The organism is Arthrobacter sp. BK1 (genome assembly GCF_056680055.1).
The window spans coordinates 2,081,123-2,100,337 of record NZ_CM155263.1 but is presented as its reverse complement, the minus strand read 5'-3'; the positions used below and the strand labels follow the sequence as shown (position 1 = coordinate 2,100,337).

General features: G+C 67.2%; 17 protein-coding genes. 10 read left to right on the top strand and 7 right to left on the bottom strand.

The window, feature by feature from the left end:
* Window positions 1–79: 79 nt before the first annotated feature.
* From AC1MCA_RS09445 to AC1MCA_RS09430, 4 genes are all read left to right on the top strand, one after another.
* Window positions 80–2,080, top strand: a complete 2,001-nt coding sequence (locus AC1MCA_RS09445; RefSeq protein WP_479802959.1) for a pectinesterase family protein — start codon at window positions 80–82, stop codon at window positions 2,078–2,080.
* Window positions 2,052–3,554 (top strand): pectate lyase family protein, encoded by a 1,503-nt coding sequence (locus tag AC1MCA_RS09440; RefSeq protein WP_479802957.1) that lies wholly within the window; start codon window positions 2,052–2,054, stop codon window positions 3,552–3,554. Before AC1MCA_RS09445 ends, AC1MCA_RS09440 begins: the two co-directional genes overlap by 29 nt.
* Before the next feature lie 90 nt (window positions 3,555–3,644).
* Complete coding sequence (locus AC1MCA_RS09435; protein ID WP_479802955.1) at window positions 3,645–4,343, top strand: ThuA domain-containing protein; 699 nt, start codon at window positions 3,645–3,647, stop codon at window positions 4,341–4,343.
* Complete coding sequence (locus AC1MCA_RS09430; RefSeq protein WP_479802954.1) at window positions 4,328–5,461, top strand: Gfo/Idh/MocA family protein; 1,134 nt, start codon at window positions 4,328–4,330, stop codon at window positions 5,459–5,461. The genes AC1MCA_RS09435 and AC1MCA_RS09430 overlap by 16 nt, the downstream gene beginning before the upstream one ends.
* Here the strand turns inward: AC1MCA_RS09430 and AC1MCA_RS09425 are convergent.
* The 3 genes from AC1MCA_RS09425 to AC1MCA_RS09415 are packed head-to-tail and all read right to left on the bottom strand — an operon-like array spanning window position 5,451 to window position 8,571.
* Complete coding sequence (locus AC1MCA_RS09425; RefSeq protein ID WP_479802952.1) at window positions 5,451–6,542, bottom strand: SDR family oxidoreductase; 1,092 nt, start codon at window positions 6,540–6,542, stop codon at window positions 5,451–5,453. The genes AC1MCA_RS09430 and AC1MCA_RS09425 overlap by 11 nt on opposite strands.
* A 32-nt stretch (window positions 6,543–6,574) precedes the next feature.
* On the bottom strand, window positions 6,575–7,342 hold the full coding sequence (locus AC1MCA_RS09420; protein ID WP_479802950.1) for an ABC transporter ATP-binding protein: 768 nt from the start codon (window positions 7,340–7,342) through the stop codon (window positions 6,575–6,577).
* A gap of 41 nt (window positions 7,343–7,383) precedes the next feature.
* Entirely contained in the window at window positions 7,384–8,571 is a 1,188-nt protein-coding gene (locus tag AC1MCA_RS09415) for an ABC transporter permease (RefSeq protein ID WP_479802948.1), read from the bottom strand.
* A 163-nt stretch (window positions 8,572–8,734) separates the two neighbouring features.
* Between AC1MCA_RS09415 and AC1MCA_RS09410 the strand changes: the two genes are divergently transcribed.
* From AC1MCA_RS09410 to AC1MCA_RS09385, 6 genes are all read left to right on the top strand, one after another.
* Window positions 8,735–10,078, top strand: coding sequence for a sensor histidine kinase (locus tag AC1MCA_RS09410; RefSeq protein ID WP_479802947.1), 1,344 nt, complete (start codon window positions 8,735–8,737; stop codon window positions 10,076–10,078).
* 22 nt (window positions 10,079–10,100) lie between these two features.
* The gene (locus AC1MCA_RS09405; RefSeq protein ID WP_479802945.1) at window positions 10,101–10,730 is read left to right on the top strand and encodes a response regulator; all 630 of its coding nucleotides are present in this window, start codon (window positions 10,101–10,103) and stop codon (window positions 10,728–10,730) included.
* Between the two features lie 49 nt (window positions 10,731–10,779).
* The gene (locus AC1MCA_RS09400; protein ID WP_479802944.1) at window positions 10,780–11,922 is read left to right on the top strand and encodes a GGDEF domain-containing protein; all 1,143 of its coding nucleotides are present in this window, start codon (window positions 10,780–10,782) and stop codon (window positions 11,920–11,922) included.
* A 372-nt stretch (window positions 11,923–12,294) separates the two neighbouring features.
* Entirely contained in the window at window positions 12,295–13,317 is a 1,023-nt protein-coding gene (locus tag AC1MCA_RS09395) for an MFS transporter (protein ID WP_479802942.1), read from the top strand.
* A gap of 36 nt (window positions 13,318–13,353) precedes the next feature.
* Entirely contained in the window at window positions 13,354–14,316 is a 963-nt protein-coding gene (locus AC1MCA_RS09390) for a LysR family transcriptional regulator (RefSeq protein WP_479802940.1), read from the top strand.
* Between the two features lie 74 nt (window positions 14,317–14,390).
* Entirely contained in the window at window positions 14,391–15,173 is a 783-nt protein-coding gene (locus AC1MCA_RS09385) for an SDR family NAD(P)-dependent oxidoreductase (RefSeq protein WP_479802939.1), read from the top strand.
* Window positions 15,174–15,194: 21 nt separating this feature from the next.
* Here the strand turns inward: AC1MCA_RS09385 and AC1MCA_RS09380 are convergent, their stop codons facing one another.
* Genes AC1MCA_RS09380 through AC1MCA_RS09365 form a run of 4 tightly spaced genes read right to left on the bottom strand, consistent with a single transcriptional unit; the run spans window position 15,195 to window position 19,194 of the window.
* The gene (locus AC1MCA_RS09380) at window positions 15,195–15,992 is read right to left on the bottom strand and encodes an SDR family NAD(P)-dependent oxidoreductase (RefSeq protein ID WP_479802937.1); all 798 of its coding nucleotides are present in this window, start codon (window positions 15,990–15,992) and stop codon (window positions 15,195–15,197) included.
* Window position 15,993: 1 nt separating this feature from the next.
* Window positions 15,994–16,992: a fumarylacetoacetate hydrolase family protein gene (locus AC1MCA_RS09375; RefSeq protein WP_479802935.1), complete on the bottom strand. Its 999-nt coding sequence runs from the start codon at window positions 16,990–16,992 to the stop codon at window positions 15,994–15,996.
* A 10-nt stretch (window positions 16,993–17,002) separates the two neighbouring features.
* A complete protein-coding gene (locus tag AC1MCA_RS09370) occupies window positions 17,003–18,073 on the bottom strand; it encodes an amidohydrolase family protein (RefSeq protein ID WP_479802933.1) in 1,071 nt (356 codons plus the stop codon).
* The gene (locus AC1MCA_RS09365; RefSeq protein ID WP_479802931.1) at window positions 18,070–19,194 is read right to left on the bottom strand and encodes an FAD-dependent monooxygenase; all 1,125 of its coding nucleotides are present in this window, start codon (window positions 19,192–19,194) and stop codon (window positions 18,070–18,072) included. The genes AC1MCA_RS09370 and AC1MCA_RS09365 overlap by 4 nt, the downstream gene beginning before the upstream one ends.
* Window positions 19,195–19,215 lie beyond the last annotated feature (21 nt).

Here is a 19,215-nt window from a genome sequence, read left to right as displayed (position 1 = left end):
TACGCATCGCTGACTGAACACCCTTCAATGAACACGTCCTGGCTGGAGGCTGCCCGGACACAAAACAAAGGAGTTTTGCATGAGTTTGCGACGCCTACTGGGCGCGGCCACCGCCGTCGTGATGCTGGGGAGCCTCACGGCGATCCCGGCCGCGAACGCGGTCCCCGCGGACACCCAAACCCGTACAGCCGGTACGGATGTTCAAGGTACCCCCGAGGCCATGTGGAAGGAGACGCCGGACGGATTCGCTTCCCTTCCCGGCTACGGCCTGTCCGGAACCACCGGCGGCCAGGCAGGCAGGATCGTCACGGCTTCCACCATCCAGGAACTCAAGGACTACGCGTCGGCAAGCGAACCGCTGGTCATCTTCATCCGTGGCACCCTCACCGCAACTGACTACATCAAGATCCCGGTGGCAGCCAACAAGAGCTTCATCGGGGTGGGAGCGGATGCCGCGGTGGTGAACGCCGGCTTCAAGCTCATCAGCGTCTCCAACGTCATCTTCCGGAACTTTACCGTCAGGGATGCCTACATCCCCGGGGACTGGGACGGCAAGAGCCCGGAGAACGACCGCGATGGCCTCCAGCTCGATACCACCCACCACGTCTGGGTTGACCACATGACGTTCCAGCGCATGGGCGACGGCCTGATAGACACCCGCAAGGACTCAGACCTCGTCACCTACTCGTGGAACGTCTTCGCAGACAACAACAAGGCCCTCGGCGTCGGCTGGTCCGCGAATGCCGTGACCCGGATGACCATCCACCACAACTGGATCCGCAACACCACCCAGCGCAACTTCAGCCTCGACAACACCGCGGCAGCCCACGTCTATAACAACTACCTGCAGGACATCGGCCAGTACGGAATGATGGGCCGCAACGCCGCCAAGGTGGTCCTTGAGGGCAACACCTTCACCGCCGTCCAGGATCCGGTAGTGGCCAAGGATCCCGCCACCGAGGTGGTAAACCGGGACAACATCTTCAACGGCACCCGTGGCCGGAAGGACAACGTTGGCGCGGCCTTCGAGCCCACCCAGTACTACGCCTACCAAAAGGACGACGCTGCCCGGGTACCGGAGATTGTGGCCGCCGGCGCCGGGCCCCGCGGGAACAGCGCGCCGAACAACACCACGGACATCACCGTTGCCCTGGACGGCACCGGCGACTTCGGCAGCCTCCAGGCCGCCATCGGTTCGGTTCCCGGCGGCAGCACCCTCCCACGCACCATCACGGTCAAACCCGGCACCTACCGGGAATCCGTCAATGTCTGGGCCGACCGCCCCAACCTCACCATCCAGGGCGCCACAGCCAACCCGGCCGACGTCGTCATTACCTATGACCTCCCGGCCAACGGCGTGAAATTCTTTGGCGGAACCTGGGGTGCCGGCGGCAGCGCCACCCTCAATGTCCTCGCCGAGGGCACCACGGTGCGGAACCTCACCGTCGAGAACGCCTATGACGAAGCCGCCAACGGAGGCAGCCAGGCGCTCGCCGTCCGGACGGTGGCGGACAAAGTCACGTTCGATGGCACCCGCTTCCTGGGCAACCAGGACACGTACCTCGCCGACACCACCGGCCGCGACGCCACAGCACGCACCTACCTCAAGAACTGCTATATCGAGGGTGACGTGGACTTCATCTACGGCCGCGGCACGGCAGTGCTGGACGGCTGCACCATCCACTCCCTGGACCGTGGGAGCGCAACCAACAACGGCTACATCGTGGCCCCGAGCACCAAAAACTCGAACCCGTTCGGCATCCTGATCGTGGGCAGCACACTCACCTCCGACGCCGCTCCCGGCACCGTCAGCCTGGGCCGCCCCTGGTTTGCCAGCAGTGATCCGGCCGCGCACCCGATGACGGTGATCCGGGACTCGGTCCTGGGCAACCACATCGCCGTCCATGGCTGGGCAGACATGAGCGGCCACGCCTGGACCGAGGGACGGTTCGCCGAATTCAACAACACCGGACCGGGCGCGTACGTCAATGAATTCCATCCCCAGCTCACGCCCGCGGATGCGCTCATGTTCACCAAGGAAACCTTCCTCGGTGACTGGACCCCGGAAGGACGTGGCTGAGATGGAGCAGGCACCTGCAATGAACGTCCGACGGCGGAGCCTCCTGGCAGCCGGCCTGACAGCGGGCGCTGTGGTTGCGTCGGGCCTGCTCGGCCCGGCAGCGAAGGCGGCGTCTCCTGCTGGGCTGGATGCCGCCGTCGGCTCCAATGGCTTTGCCGAGGCCGGGCTGCCGGTGGGCCGCGCGCTCGGCGGCACCGCGTGGACTGATGGGCCGGAAGGGTTTGCCGGCGTGGCAGCCCACGGCCGCTCCGGCACCACCGGAGGGGCGGGCGGCAGGGTGGTCCGTGCCGCAACACCGGACCAGCTCCGCGCTTTCGCCAGGAGCCCTGAGCCGCTGGTGGTGATCATCGAGGGTGAACTGGTGTTCGCGCAGTACGAAAAACTGACCGTCACAGCCAACAAGTCCTTCCTTGGGGCCGGCGAAGGAGCCGCGGTGGTGAACGCCGGCTTCAAGCTCATCAACGTCTCCAACGTGGTGTTCCGCAACTTCACCGTTCGGGACTCCTATATCCCGGGCGACTTCGCGGGGAAACGGCCGGACAACGACAGGGACGGCATCCAGATGGACACCTGCATGCACGTCTGGGTGGACCATATGCAGTTCACCCGGTTGGGCGACGGCCTGGTGGACATCCGCAAGGACTGCGACAACGTCACCCTGTCCTGGAACGTCTTTGCGGACCACAACAAGGCACTGGGTGAAGGCTGGACGCAGAATGTTGTTACCCGGCTGACGCTGCACCACAACTGGATCCGGAACACCCACCAGCGCAACGCCAGCCTGGACAACACGGCAGCCTCGCACGTCTACAACAACTACCTGGAGAACATTTCCAGCTACGGGATGCTGGGCCGGAACGCGGCGCTGCTGGTGGTGGAGGGCAACTACTTCCGGAATGTCCGTAACCCACTCCATCACCAGGGACCGGGAGGCGAACTGGTGGCCCGGGACAATGTCTTCGAAGCGTGCAGCGGCAACACCGGTGTGCAGCGGGGCCAGTCCTTCGATCCGGTTGCCGCGTACCCGTACGGGCTCTCGCCCGCCCACGCGGTCCCGGCACTGGTTCGTGCCTTCGGAGGTCCGTTGGGCGGGACGGAACCGGCACCGGCGAGACTCCTCACCGTGGCACTTGACGGCACCGGGGACTACGCCAGCATCCGGGCCGCCGTAGGGGCAATTCCACCGAACAGTCCGGGGCCTGTGACGGTCCTGCTGCAGCCCGGTACCTACCAGGAGCCCTCGGTTATTTGGGGTGACCGGCGCAATGTCACACTGGCGGGGGCAACGGGAAACGCCGCGGATGTGGTGCTGACCAACAGCGAGGGAGTCACCCTGCAGGTGGCGGCGGACGGCTCGATGGTGCGGGACCTGACCGTCACTTCCGATGCGCCGCAGGACGGCCACGTCCTCCTGGCCACAGGACACAATGTCACCTACTCGAACGTGACAGTTCTCAACGGCACGTCCGGCTAGCCTGGCGTCCCATGCAGGGGCCTGCCCGGACCGGGCAGGCCCCTGCATGGGACGTTTCACCTCCCGCTGAGAATCACAAGAATGAGGCCAATGAAAACCACCAAGACTGCCCTCGTTGTACGGGGCGGCTGGGACGGGCACCAGCCTGTCGAAGCCACCGAACTGTTCATCCCGTACCTGACACGGAACGGTTACGAGGTCAGGGTCGAGGAGTCACCCAAAATCTATGCCGACGCAGACTACCTTGCCGGGGTGGACCTCATCATGCAGTGCGTGACGATGTCCACCATCGAGAAGGACGAGCTGCTGGGCCTCCGCGCCGCCGTCGAGAACGGCACCGGACTGGCGGGCTGGCACGGCGGGATCGCCGACTCGTACCGGAACAGCGCGGATTACCTGCACCTGATCGGCGGCCAGTTCGCCTGCCATCCCGGGAAGCGCCCCGACGAGCGGACCGGCGAACGCTCGGACAACTACGTCCCCTATACGGTCAACATGCTCCCGGTTGCCGCCGATCATCCCATCACCAAGGGAATATCCGATTTCGGCCTCGTCACCGAGCAGTACTGGGTGCTCACCGACAGCTACATCGACGTCCTCGCCACCACCACCCAGCAGCTCCGCGGGTGGAACCCCTGGCACCGCGAGGTCATGTCCCCGGCGATCTGGACCCGGCAGTGGGGCAAGGGCAGGATCTTCGTGTGCACGCCGGGCCACCAGACCGATGTCCCCAAAGACAACAACGTCCGTACCATCATCGAAAGGGGTTTGCTGTGGGCGAGCCGGTAAGAGTTGGCATCATCGGCTGCGGGAAGATCGCCGGGCAATACCTGGAGAGCTTCCGCCGGCTCGACGACGTCACCCTGGTGGCCGTGGCGGACCTCAACCCTGCCCGCGCCCAGGCCGTGGCCGACGCGTACCAGGGCGTGCGGGCGGTGCCGGTGAATGCACTCCTGGACGCTGACGACGTCGACCTCGTCCTCAATCTGACCGTCCCCGCAGCACACGCCGGCGTGGCACTCCGGGCCATCGCCGCCGGCAAACACGTGTACGGCGAGAAGCCGCTGGCCGCCACCACCGCGGAAGCCCGGGAAGTGCTCGACGCCGCCCGGGCGGCCGGGGTCCTCGTCGGCTGCGCCCCGGACACGGTGCTCGGCACCGGCATCCAGACCGCCCGGAAAGCGATCGACGACGGCCTCATCGGCGCGCCGGTCGCTGCGACCGCGGTAATGCTGACGCCCGGACACGAGCGCTGGCACCCGGATCCGGACTTCTACTACCAGCCCGGCGGCGGCCCCCTGCTGGACATGGGCCCGTACTACATCAGCGCGCTCGTCACTCTGCTCGGCCCGGTCAGCTCGGTCATCGGTGCCGCCAGCGCCGGCCGCAGCGAACGGACCATCGGCACAGGACCACGTGAAGGCCAGACCGTACCCGTGGACATCGACACCCACGTGACCGGCATCCTGGTGCACACCTCAGGCGCCATCTCCACCCTCGTCATGAGCTTCGACGCGGTCCAGTCGACGTCGGCGAACATCGAAGTCCACGGCCAGCTGGGTTCCCTCGGTGTCCCGGACCCCAATCATTTCGACGGCGACGTCCGGCTCTTCGCGCTCGGCGCCGACGACTGGGTGACGCTGCCGGTCTCGGCCGGGTATTTCGGTTCCGGACGCGGCTACGGCATCGCGGACCTTGCCGCGACGCCGCCGGGGGAGGAGCCCCGGGCCGGCGGCACCCTGGCCTACCACGTGCTGGAAATCATGGAGTCCCTGCTGGACTCAGCGCACACCGGGCAGGCCGTCGCTATCCGCAGCGCAGCCGAACGCCCGCCGGCTGTCGCGCTCGCGGACCTCGCCAACTCGGGGCAGGCAGTGCCTTCCGGCAGCGCCTCGATCAGGGAATGAGGTTGTCGGCCCGGTACCGGTCGAAGAGTGCAGTGAAGGCGTCCAGGGTCCGCCGGTAGCCGGTGAATCCGGCGTCCCGGCTCTTGCCCATGTCTGTCACTACCTCAATGCCGCGCCCAAGATCGCTGTCCGTGTGCCACCAGGACGCCAGCCGGTCCAGATCCGGCTCGCTCAGGTTATGGCGCACGGCAAGCTCCCTCCACTGGTCCTCCCGCCCCGTCATGGACTGCTCGAGGGGACGGGGCTCCCCTTCGTACCCCTCCCACTCCACGCCGAAGTAGGCTGCGAGCTTCGGCCACATCCACCGCCAGCGGAACACATCGCCGTTGACAATATTGAACGCCTCGTTGGCGGCCTGCGGCGTGGTGGATGCCCAGATCATGTGCTCCGCGAGCAGGCCCGCCTCGGTCATATCGGTCAGCCCGTTCCACTGCGTTTCGGATCCCGGGAAGACGAACGGCTCCCCGGTCTCCCTGCAGAGCGTCGCCTGGGCGGCGAGAGTGAGCCCCATGTTCATGGCGTTGCCCACTGCGTGCCCGATCACCGTGTGCGCGCGGTGCACAGACCAGGTGAACCCCTGCTCCGGGGCTGCCGCCCAGAGTTCATCCTCCTGGGCGTAGTAGAAGTTCGGCACCGGCAGGCGCGGCTCCTCCTCGTGGAAGGGAGTGTCGGCCATCTTCCCGGCTGCGTACGCCTCGAAGGGGCCGAGGTAGTGCTTGAGTCCGGTCATCAGTGCAACGTGGGCCACGTCTTTGCCCCGGAGTGCACCGAGGAGATCGCGCACCATACCGGCATTGACGGCGATGTTCTCCTCCTCAGTGTCACGCCGGGACCAGGCCGTGAAGAAAACGTGCGAGGGATTTTCCGGTCCGAGCACTTGGCTCAATGATGCAGCGGAGGTCAGGTCCGCGGAGAGCCAACGCACGCCAGGGCGCTCCGCTCCGGGCCTGCGGGACAGCGCAAGAACGGCCCACCCCTCGGCAGTCAGGCTCTCGACGAGCGCGGATCCGGCGATGCCGGTGGCCCCCACGACGAGAGCCGTGCGCTCCGTGCCCGCTGCTGTTCCTGTGCTGATGGTCATGGCGCTCCTTCTGGTGTCTGCTGCTCGTGCCCCTAGAGCGACAAGCCACCGCCCCCGGCAGATATTCCAACCGGCAACGCCGGCGCGGCCAGCAGGCCGTCGCGCATCACGGCGACGGCGTCGGTCAGCGGGACGAATTCGGTGTCGTGCGTGACCATTACGGTGGCCACCTGGAATTCGTCCGTCACCCGGCGCAGCAGCCCCACGATCGAGGCGCTCCGCGCGTGGTCCAGCGCCGCCGTCGGCTCATCCACGAGGAGGACCTTCGGGCTGCCCATCAGGGCGCGGGCGATGTTCACCCGCTGCCGCTGGCCGCCCGAGAGCTGGTGCGGCCGCTTGTCCGCGGACGCGGCCAGGCCCACCAGGTCCAGGAGCCCGGCAGCCCGGGAACGCGCAGCTTTGAGGGACTTGCCGCGCAGGTGGTTGCCGATCATCAGCTGCTCGACGGCGGTGAGGGAAGCCAGGAGGTTGGGCTGCTGGAAGATGATGCCCACCGTCTCCCTGCGCAGCGCGGTGAGTTCCGTGTCTTTCAGGCCGGCCGTGTTGGTTCCGTCGATGATCACGTCCCCGCTGCTGGGGCGCACCAGGGTGGCGGCAACTGCCAGGAGGCTGGATTTGCCCGAGCCGGACGGGCCCACGAGCGAGACCATACGGCCCGCACCGACGCTCAGGCTGACGTTGTCCAGGGCCTTGATGGTGCCGGCCCCGTCCGGGTACTCGAGGGTGACGTTGCTGAGGGACAGCGGCTGGGTGAGGGTTGAGCCGGCGGTTGCTGAGGCGAGGGGGGCAGTGACAGGCATGGGGGAGTTCCTCTCGGGAAGAAGCGGGGAAGAAGAAGTGGTCAGTTTCCGCCGAGGGCGATCAGCGGATCGACGGCGGTGACGCGGCGGACAGCCAATGCGGCGCCGGCCAGTCCCAGAACCACTATCCCCAGCACCGGAAGCAGGGTGGTGGCCGGAGTGATGAGGAACGGCGCGGCCTGGGCTGCGGCGAATCCGCCGAGGACGCCGATTGCCCCGCCAAGCCCCGCCCCTGCCAGCAGCACCAGGGCCGCCTGGGCGATGGCGTCGCGCAGTACGTAGCCGCCGGAAGCACCCAATGCCTTGAGGACGGCGATGTCCCGGGTCCGCTGCACTGTCCACACGGTCAGGAAGGCAACGATCACCAGCGCCGAGATGCCGTAGAGGAATGCCTGCATCAGCATCAGCGAACCGTTCTCGCTCTTGTAGGAGCCCAGCGCCTGGAACGAACCCGTGCGGCTGGTGCTGACCGTGCGGGCCAGGTTATTCGCGGCCGTCTCGTCCACCACGGCACCATCCTTGTACGTGACCGCCACGACCGTGGCCACCGGCTGATTGCCCGGTCCGCCGCCCGGTCCGCTGCCCGCCGCGCCGCCTTGGGAGCTGCCGGCAGTGTCGCCGTCGGCCGGGGCAAGGTGCGCCACCCCGCCCCAGGTAGGCAGGGCTGTCCACACCACGCCGGTGTGGGAGTACCACTGGTCATCCACGATCGCGGACACGGTCAGGCCGGTGCCGCCCACCGTGGCAGTGTCCCCGACGTCGAGCGACAGATCCGCCGCCACGGTTGACCCGATCACCACCGACCCCGCCCGGACCGGCGCCGGCGCCAACTGCCCGTCCGACGCGACGCCGAACACTGCCACATTGGTGGTGCCGCCGTCGCCGTCCTGGAGGCGGGACTGGCTGATGCCCAGGGCCTCGGCCCGGTCCACCCCAGCGGCATGCTCCCAGCTGTCCACCTGTGCGGCCGTCACTTCACTTTCGGTGAAGGACGCCGTGGGTTCGTTGGTGCCCGGCGCGCCGAACACGATGCTGTCCACCGGCCGGGACGCGGCCCCGGCCCCGGAATGACCTGACCCCAGCTTTCCGATGGCGGAGGTGGACTGGTCGCCAAGCCCGGCGGTGAGCCCGGAGAGCAGCACCAGCAGGACCGTCACCAGGGCCACGACGCCACCCATCAGGGCGAACCGTCCTTTGGCGAACCGGATATCGCGAATTGCGAGAAACACGTTGTACTTCCTTCAGTTCGGGGAATTCCTTCTCTGTCCACTGTCCTTTCCGCGGCCGCGGCCCACATCGGGGACCTGGTTGAGCAGGGAGGGCGGAAGGGCTGAGGCTGCGGTCAACCTTTTGGTTGATCCGCCTGCCGCCGCAGGCGCATAAGCTGATGAAATGCTTGCCGCGGACCCTCAGATCACGCCGTCGGGTGCCGCCATTCTGCGGTTCCTGCGGGTGACGCTGCACATGGGGTTTGCGGTGCTGCTGCTGGTTGCCATCCTGCGCCTCCACTTCGGGGACAGCGCGTTGGGGGACGGCACCTTGGGAGACGGCACGGCCGACGGCGGCGCTCCCGCGGGAGCGCAGCGCTACGTTTGGTCGGCGCTCGCCCTCGCCCTTGCGGCTGCCTACGTCGCAGGCACCGTGCTGGAGAAGCGGTACGCCGCGGGCCGTTCCGGCTTCAACCCGCACCCCTACGCCGTCCCGTGGCTTGGCCTGGTGACGGCACTGTGGGGTGTCCTCCTGGCAGGCAGCTCCGATTTTTCCTGGCTGGCTTTTCCGCTGTTCTTCCTGCACCTGCACGTGCTGCCGCGCCGGATTGCCCTGCTCACCATCACTACGATGACTGCGGCCGTGATTGCGTCGCAGTGGGTGGCCAGCGGACTGCCGGTGCCCAGCCTGCCCGTGGTCCTGGGCCCGCTGCTGGGTGCCGGGTTTGCCGTCGTCACCGGCCTTGCCTACCGGGCTTTGTTCCTGGAAGGCGAGGCGCAGCGGCTGGCCGCGGATGAACTCCGGCGGACCCGTGCCGAACTGGCCAGCACCCAGCACGAGGCCGGTGTGGTGGCAGAGCGGGAGCGCCTGGCCCGCGAAATCCACGACACCCTGGCGCAGGGCCTGTCCAGCATTGTGCTGGTGGCGCGCGCTGCGGAGAAGTCCCTTGCCGCCGGCGATCTTGCCACCGCCGCCGAACGGTTGGCGCTGGTGCAGCAGACGGCATCCGGAAACCTGGCCGAGGCACGCAGCTTCGTCCGCGGGCTCACCTCACCCCACCTCCTGGAGTCCTCGCTCGCGGAAAGCCTTCAGCGCCTCTGCGCCGAGACGGAAACCCTGGCTGCTGCCCGGGGCGACAGGCTCCGCTGCCGGTTCGAGCTGGTGGGTGACCCCGCGGAGCTGCCGCCGCAGTACAGCGTCACCCTGCTGCGGGCCGCCCAGGCCAGCCTCGCCAACGTCAGGCAGCACGCGAAGGCAAGCACCGCCGTCGTCACCCTGGCGTTCCTCGGTGACGAGGTCACCCTTGACGTGTACGACGACGGCACGGGCTTTTCGCCGGAGGCGCCGGGTTCCGGCGTGGCTGGCCGGCCGGACGGCAGCGGCTTTGGACTGCGCTCGCTGGCTGCGCGCGTGGGTGAACTGGACGGCTCGCTGGAGGTGGAGGCGGCACCCGGCGAGGGGACCGTCGTCGCCGTCCGGCTGCCGCTCACCGGAGCTGCTTTGTCCGCTCCGGGGGAGCGGTCCTGATGGGGGCCTGCATATTCTGCTGGTGGATGACCACCCGGTGGTCCGCGCCGGGCTGCGGGCCATGCTGACCGGATTCGAGGACTTCAGTGTGGCGGCCGAGGCCTCCGACGGGGAAGCCGCCCTGCGCGAACTCGCCCGGCTGCGGGCCCTTGGGGAGCGGGTGGACGTGGTGCTGATGGACCTGCAGATGGGCGCCGGGATGGACGGGGTCACGGCCACGGCGGCGATCCGGCAGCTGGAGTCCCCGCCGCCGGTCCTCATTCTGACCACCTACGACACCGAGTCGGACATTCTGGCTGCGGTGGAGGCGGGAGCGAGCGGCTACATGCTCAAGGACGCGCCGCCGGAACAGATCCGGCAGGCCGTGCTGGCGGCGTCAGCCGGTGAGACGGCGCTGGCCCCGAAAGTTGCGGCACTGCTGATGTCGCGGATCAGCAGCCCGCAAACGGCACTGACCGCCCGCGAGGTGCAGTTGCTTGAACTGCTGGCTACCGGGCTGACCAACCGCGCCATCGCCCGGCAGCTGTTCATTTCCGAGGCCACCGTCAAGACCCACCTGGTGCACATCTACGGCAAGCTGGGCGTAGACAACCGGACCTCCGCCATTTCCCTGGCCGCGCAGCGAAGGATCATCCGCACTCCCGGCCACTAACGGTGCGATACTGGGCGTTCAGCTCTTCGTCGTCAGGGGAACTTCGGAAATGGTCCTGGATACAGCTACGCTGCGGGTCGCCTTCGGCGTCATGGCTTTGGTCCTCGGCTTGCTGTTCTATTTCTCGTCCTACCGGTACACGCGCTCCCCGTACAGCGGCTGGTGGTGCCTGGCGCTGGTGTTCTTCCTTGCCGGATCCGCCGCCTTCCTCCTCGACGGAACACCCCACCAGTGGTGGGCGAATCCGCTGGGCAACGTCCTGCTGGTCCACGGCGGCGTGGCGGTCTGGGCAGGAGCCAGGTCCCTCCGTGATGTCCGGCCGCAGCGGTGGGTTTTCACCGGGGTACCGCTTGTCACGCTCGTGGCCTCCGCACTCGATAACCCCGGCACCAACACCTGGTCCGGCGGCCCGGTATTCCTTGGCGCGATGTGCCTGACCATAGGGCTCGCATCCCGGGAACTGTGGCGGCTGGAGCCAGGTTATTCCCGGGTCAGGGTCCCGATGGCCGCCGCAGCGGGAGGGCTGTCCGTGTTTTATTTCGGCAGGACCGTTGCGTTCCTGCTGGAGGGCCAGAACGGGCCCACCTTCGTCACGATCTTCGGCTCCGCAGCAACAACCCTGGTGACCATGGTCCTGCTGGTGGTCGTGTCCTTCAGCATGTCGGCGCTCAGCAACGAACAGCAGACCCGGACCCTGCGGATGGTGGCCACCCGGGACGATCTCACCGGGCTCCTGAACCGCAAGGCATTCCTGGACATGGCCGCGGAACTGCTGCACGATCCAGCCGTCACCCAGGGGACGGGAGCCTTGATCCTGGCGGATCTGGACCATTTCAAATCGGTCAACGACACCCACGGCCACGCCGCCGGCGATGTTGCCCTGCAGTCGTTCGCGGGTGCGTGCCTGAACACCGTCCGGTCCACCGATCTGGTGGGCAGGTATGGCGGCGAAGAGTTCATGCTCCTGCTCCCGGGTGCCTCCGCGTCACGGGCAGAGAAGATAGCGGGTGAGATCAGCCGCCACCTCGCCAAGATCCCCACCGCCGACGGCCTGGAGATGCCTACCGTCAGTTACGGTGTTGCCCTGTACCACGCAGGGACCTCCGGTGTTGAGGACCTCATCGCCTCCGCGGACCGGGCGCTGTACATGGCCAAGTCGCAGGGCCGGAACCGGACGGTCCACAGCGAGTAAAGCGGTACGTCCGGCCGCGAGCCCTAAGGTGTCCTGCCTGCCATCCGTCCCGTGGATACCAGCTATCCCAAATGCCTGATTCCCCGATACTCCAAGCCTTGACACAGTGAGGAGAGTCACTTTCGCCGCCTGAACAGCGCCGATTCCTCCGTGACCATCAAGAGGCAAAGGAAGATTCAATGGAGAATATTCAGCTCGCTGGTACTGAAACCAGAGACGGGACACCCGGCGCCGGGGCGAAAACACCAGGACGGCTCCAGGCGGCCCTCCTCGTTGCGGGCAGCTGCATGCCGGTCCTGGGCGCGGTCCTGCTGGCACCGGTCCTGCCCACCCTGAACCAGGCGTTCGCGGTCACCCCCGGCGTGGCCACTGGTGCCGCTCACTCTCACGCTGCCAGCTCTGTTTGTGGCATTGTTTTCGCCCCTCGCCGGGTACGTCGCGGACAGGGTGGGCCGGAAGCAGCTGCTGATATTCGCCATGCTGGCCTACGCGGCCTTTGGGACGGCCCCGCTCTGGCTAAACACCTTGGAATCCATCGCGCTGTCCCGCGTCGGCGTCGGAATCGCCGAAGCGGCGATCATGACCTGCTGTACCACCCTCATCACGGACTACTACGCGGGCGAACAGCGGAACAAGTACTTGGGCCTCCAAACCATGGTCACCGCCCTCGCAGCCACCGCATTCTTCGCCCTCGGCGGCGCCTTGGGCAGCGTCAGCTGGCGGACGCCGTTCTGGCTCTACGCAGTCAGCGCACTCATTGTTATCCCCATGATTTTCAAGCTGTGGGAGCCAGCAAAGAGCCTGCGCACGACGGCGGCCAGGACGCCGGTGCCATGGCGGCAGATCGGCGCCCCCGCCGCGGTGACGCTGTTCGGCGGGATCGTTTTCTACGCCCTGATCGTGCACTTGCCCTATGTAATCACCGGGCTGGGGGTTGCTGACGCGGCTCTCATTGGGCTCGCCGCAGCCATCGCCTCCCTTGCAACGGCGGCGGGTGCTGTCTCCTTCCGCTTCCTGGCGAAGCTGGGCATCCGGAACCTGCTGGCGCTCGCCTTCGGGCTCGCCGCCGTCGGACTCTTCCTGGTTTCCATTGCCGGCAACGTTCCGCTGGCCATCGCGGGGGCGGTGATAGCCTGCGCCGGAACCGGTGTGCTGCTGCCCACCCTACTGACGTGGGCTGTGAACGGCCTTCAATTACAGCAACGAGGCCGCGGCACAGGCATCTGGACCGGAACGCTGTTCATCGGCCAGTTCCTGACCCCCATCGTCCTCGGCGTGGCGGCAGGGGCTTTGGGTGGCCTCAGCATCGCCCTCGGAGCGCTGGGCATCGCCTGTGTGGTGGCATTCCTGGCAGTCCTGGTCCGCGGGCCGAGGATGGTGCCCGTCAGTCACTGAACGGGCCGGAGGCCCCGCCGCGGATAACCTATGGGTATGAAGAACCTGGACCTGAACCTGCTGCCCCAGCTGCAGGTCCTGCTGGAGCTGAAGAACGTGTCCCGGGCGGCCGAGCGGCTCCAGCTCAGCCAGCCGGCCACCAGCGCGGCGATGGCCAGGCTCCGGCGCCATTTCGACGACGAACTCCTGGTCCGCAACGGCCGCACCTATGACCTCACGCCCTTTGCGCAGTCGCTGGTCCCGCTGGTTGATGAAGCGATGCTTCACGTCCAGCGGGCCACGCGCGTGCGGTCCGGTTTCGATGCCGCGTCCAGTGAGCGGGAGTTCATCATCGCCGCCTCCGACTATGCGGCGGCCCTGATGGTGGGGCCGCTGCGGCGGATCCTGCTGGACGAGGCGCCGAACGTCTCCGTGGACTTCGTGCCCACCGCCGGTTCCGGGATCCAGGGCCAGATGGCTGATTACTCAAAGATCGACCTGCTCGTTGGCCCCACCGGCTACCACATGCAGGGCGCCACGAAACAGCTTTTCCGGGACAGTTTTGTGGCCGTGGCCGACGCCGGCAACCCCCTGCTCCAGCACCCCCGGCTGACACTGGCGGATCTGGCCACGGTGCCCCACGCCGTCGGCTATTTCGGCGAGGGAATCAGCACCCCGGCGGACAAGCTGTTCGATGCCGGCGGTGTGCAGCGCCGTGTGGCAGCCGTGGTGGCAGGGTTCCTGTCCCTGCCGCTGCTTGTTGAAGGGACTGACCTGGTGGCGCTGGTTCCGCGGATGCTGGCGGCCCGGGCCCAGCGCGGTGCGGACATTGTGGTGCTGCAGTTCTCCGAAGGTACCGAGGCGTCCCTGGTGGAGGCCATGTACTGGCACCCTTCGCAGACGGAGGACCCTGCCAGCGTCTGGTTGCGGTCCGTGGTGCAGCGGGCCTGTTCGCGGCTGCATGAACTCTTCCCTGTCATGGCCCATCCGGTGACTATCGACGCCGCGGATACCAAGTAGAGCAAACGCGCCGTTCTCCTTCCCGGGCATCCCTGCGAGAGTCGAGGGAAACGTACTTCTCGGAAGGACCACCCATGCCCGCTTCCAGCCAGCGCCTCGCCGGCAAAACCGCCGTCATCACCGGAACCGCCAGCGGTCAGGGAAGGGCTGCGGCGCTCGCCTTCGCTGCCGAGGGTGCGCTGGTGGTGGGCTGCGACATGGAGGACGACGGCGCCGCGGCCACCGTTGCGCAGGTCACCGCTGCCGGCGGCCGGATGAGCAGCAGCCGGATTGATCTGACGGATGAAGCCGCCGTGGAGTCGTGGGCGCAGGACGTGGCCGCAACGCACGGACAGGTCCATATCCTGTACGCCAACGCGGCGGTCACGCGCTTCGCGCCGGTGGAGCAGCTCACGTTCGCCGACTGGAAATGGAACGTGGCGCATGAAATGGATGTGGTGTTCCTGCCGGTGAAGTCCTTCTGGCCGCAGCTGATCCAGGCCCGGAACGCGGCCATTGTCCTGGTGGGTTCCACGGCAGGGGTTACCGGGTCCATGACCAACGGCCGCCTGGCGCACACCGCCACCAAAGGTGCCGTGGTGGCCATGACCAAACAGTTGGCGGCGGAAGGGGCGCCGCATGGCCTGCGCGTCAACGCCGTCAGTCCTGGCATGATCCGCACTGCCGCCACCGAGGGAAACCTTCTCGCCGCGGACCACCCCATGCGGACTATTGCCGGCAGCATTCCGCTGGGCCGGATCGGCGCGCCTGAAGAAGTGGCCAAATGCGCGCTGTTCCTTGCCTCGGACGAAGCGTCCTATGTAACGGGTGCCAACCTGATGGTCGACGGCGGCTGGTCAGCGGTGCTGCCCGGCTAAAGGTGCCGCGGGGGAGGCACCTTAACGCATGGCGTCGGAGACGGACTTGGCCCCGCCGTGGCCGGATTGGCCGCCGTCCACGGGGATCTCCGCCCCCGTCACGAACGAGGACAAGGGGCTGAGGAGGAACAGCACGACGCCGGCTACCTCGTTGACGCTTCCCGCGCGGCCCAGCGGTGTCTCGGCGAGGGTGGCCTCCCGGAATTCCGGCTTGGCGCTTGCAGTCATGGGTGTGTCGATGAAGCCGGGGTGGACGGTGTTGACGCGGATCCCGCGCGGGCCCAGTTCCATGGCGGCCACCTGGGACAGCCCACGCAGGGCCCATTTGCTGGCGGTGTAGGCCACCGGATAATGCGCAGTCAGGCCCGCCACCGAGCCGACGTTCACAATTGATGACCCGCTGCCCATGAGGGAAGCGAGTGCCTGGATCCCCAGCAGGGAGCCGCCGACATTAACCTCGTATACCCGCTGGAGGTCAGCCACCGAAGCGTCCAGCAGCCGGCTGCGCTGGGTGACTCCTGCGTTGTTTACCAGCCCGTCAACGGCCCAGCCCTGCGCCCTAATCCAGCCTGCAAGGCCGGACCAGCCGGACGCGTCCGTGACATCCAGCTGCCGGTATATCAGCCCGGCGCCAATCGAAACTGAAGCCGAATCCGAAACCGAAGGCAAACCGGCCAGCTCCGCCGGGACATCCGCCGCAAGGTCCGTGGCGATGACGCGCGCCCCGGCTTCCACCAGGAGCCGCGCCTCGGCGGCACCCTGACCCTGGCCGGCCCCGGTGACCACCACGGTCCGGCCTTCGAGCTGAAGGGAAACCACCCTAGTGTCCGGCAGAGGCCACTGTGGCAACCCGGTTGCGTGGCCGTGGCCGGGCAGCCACCCGGGTTACGGCCTCGCGCCGCGTCCCCACGGTGTTTTCGATGGTTCCGATGCCCTCCACCGTCATCCGCACTACGTCGCCTGTCTGCAGCGGCGGGGGAGTCTTCGATCCGTTCCGCCCCCAGAGTTCAGCCAGGCAGCCGCTGCCGCAGGTCCCGGACCCCAGAACGTCGCCGGGCCTCACCACCGAATCCTGCGAGGCGTATGCCACGAGCTCGGCGAACGGCCAGCCCATGTTGGACAACAGGTCCTGTCCGATCGCTTGCCCGTTGACCTCCACGGCCATGGAGATCGGCAGGAATCCCTCGGCGTCGTGCCGGTTCTCGAACTCGTCGGCGGTGACGATCCACGGCCCCAGGGTGTTGGAGAAATCCTTGCCCTTGCACGGCCCCAGGCTGACTTTCATCTCCCGCCGCTGCAGGTCCCGCGCCGACCAGTCGTTCAGAATCGTGTAGCCGAAAATATGCCGGTGCGCTTCCTCCGCAGTCAGGTTGCGGCCGTCACTCCCCGGCACACGGCCGACGACGGCGGCAACCTCCGTTTCGAAGTCCAGGTCCGTGCATCCCGCAGGAATTCCGATCACCTCGCCGGTGCCCGTCACGGTATGCGGATTGGTGAAATAGAAGGTGGGCGCCTCGTACCATTCGGGCACCACTCCGGCCACGCCGTCGATGCTCTTCCGTACCCCCTCAACGTGTTCCTCGAACGCCACAAAATCCCGGATGGTGGCAGGAACCAGCGGGGCAAGAAGCTGCACCTCGGCCAGCGGCACCGGCGCGGCGGAACCGACGGTGTCCCGGGCGGCACCCAAGGCCGCTTCCAGCCCGCCGTCGAGCAGGTCCTGGACGCTGTGGCTTGCCGGCAGCGCGTAGCAGTTGCCCCCATCCACAAACCCGGACTGCGTCCCGCCGTCGTGGTTCCAGCGTGCAATCTTGACCATTGAGTGTTCCTTAAACCGTGGGGTGTTCGGCGAGCAGGGCAGATGCGGTGATGCCCAGGGCGGCGGCGTTGCCCCCCAAAACCTGGACCTCGTCGTCGGCAGGGAGACCGGCGGCCTGGACTTCGTCCACCGGAAGGTCGGAGCCCATATCGAACGGGTAGTCGGAGCCGAGCAGCACCTGTTCCGGTCCGGCGGCCGCCACGAGGGCACGGAGTTCGGCGGCGCTGTGGACCAGGGAGTCGAAGTGGAGCTTTTTCAGATACGACGACGGCGGCTGGGCGCAGCCGTGTGCCTCCGGCCGGACCTTCCACGCATGGTCGGAGCGGCCCAGGCTGGTGGGAAGGTAGCCGCCGCCATGGGCAGCCAGGACCTTGAGGCCCGGATGCCGGTCCAGCACACCGCTGAAGATCAGGTGGGACAGGGCAACTGCGTTTTCGGCAGGCTGGGAGACGGTGTTGGCCAGGTAAAAACGGTCCAGGCGCTCATCCAGTGAGCAGCCGAACGGGTGCAGGAACACCAGGGCGCCCAGTTCCCCGGCCCGGGTCCAGAACGGTTCCAGCCGGGGATCGGAAAGCTCAACAGTGCTGCGTTCCGGATCGTTCGGCGTGGCCGCAAACGAGCCGATCTCCACGCCGAGCAGCCCGCACTCCAGAACCGCGTGCTCCAGGGCTTCCACCATCAGCGCGGGGTGCTGGAGCGGGACCAGCCCCAGCCCATTGAGGCGTTCCGGCGCGCGGTCCACAAACTCGCGGACGGCGTGGTTTGCGGCCTTCGCCACCTGGAGCGACAGCTCTTGCCCAGCAAAGTAGTAGAAGTGCGACGGCGACGGCGAGACCAGCTGCACGTCCACGCCTTGCGCATCCATGTCAGCGAGCCTGCGCTCCAGATCGGTCAGCTGCGGCCAGCGTTCCTTGATCATCCTGCCCGAGGCTGCCATGGATTCGGGTCCGTTGCGCCGAACCTCGAGTGCCTGCTGGGCTCCGAAGCCCTCCGGATCGGCTTCCGCCACCAACTGCTGGAGGGCAGGCAGCAGGATGTGCGCGTGGACGTCAACGGTGGGGCTGGTTCGTTTTTCGCTCATGCCGGTTCCTTGACCATGCTCGAGATGGAATGCATGAGGCCCGGCACGTCGGCGTCGCGGACGCCGTCGAGCATCCACTGGCCCAGCTGGACGGAAGCGGTGACAACCGCCTTGGCGCGGTCCAGCCGGCGGTCGGTGAATTCCTTCCACAGCGTCTCGGACACCTCGTCGGCCTTGATCAGCAGTTCCGCCAGCACGGCAGCGTCCTCGAGTGCCATGGCCGCACCTTGGGCAATCGTCGGCGGGCAACTGTGCGCGGCGTCGCCGATGATGACCGACCGGCCGCGGTTCCAAGGACCGTCCACCAGGTGGGTGGTGAACCACGTGTAATTGATGCGGGCGCTGTGGTCCAGGTTGGCGCGGATTTCGTTCCACGGGCCGCCGTAGGCCGCGGTGAGTTCGGTCATGATGCGCGGGCCGTCCTCGGGCTTGCGCTCCTGGGCTTTTTCCACGAGGTACGCGTAGATGGTGTCCGGGCCGGTGGGGCAGTAGCCGGCAATGAAGCAGGGACCGCCGTAGGTGAGGTCCGTGCGGACCACGTCGGCGGGCCGTTCCACGAAGGCACGCCAGATGCCCATGCCAGTGGACTGGGGTTCGGCGTCGATGTCGATGGCCTTGCGGACCGCCGAATGCAGGCCGTCGGCACCGATCAAAAGGTCGTAGCGGGAGGTGGCGCCGTCGGTGGTTCTCACGGTGACGGAGCCGCCGTCGTCCGTTATTGCGGTGACGCTCCTGCCGTAGCTGATCCGCGCCCCAGCCTTCTCGGCGCGCTCGCGGAGGATGGCCGTGAGGTCCGGGCGGTACATGCCCAGCGTGGCGGGGAGGTCCTCACCGCCGGTCCGCATGTCATCCAGCACTGCGATGACTGTGCCGTCGGGATTCGGGGCGCGGAGGCCGAGGGTGCTGAATGCATAACCCTTCGGCTCCACCTGGTCCCAGACGCCGAGCTGGCGGAGGATCCGCAGTGCGTTGCCCTGGAGGGTAATGCCGGAGCCCACAGTCTGCGGGGTTTCGGCTTTCTCCAGGATTTCGACCTGGATTCCGGCATCGGCCAGGAGGATGGCTGCGGTCAGTCCCGCGGCTCCCGCCCCGACGATTCCGACGTTCTGTACTGCTGCCATCGCTGACTCCTTTGTATTGAC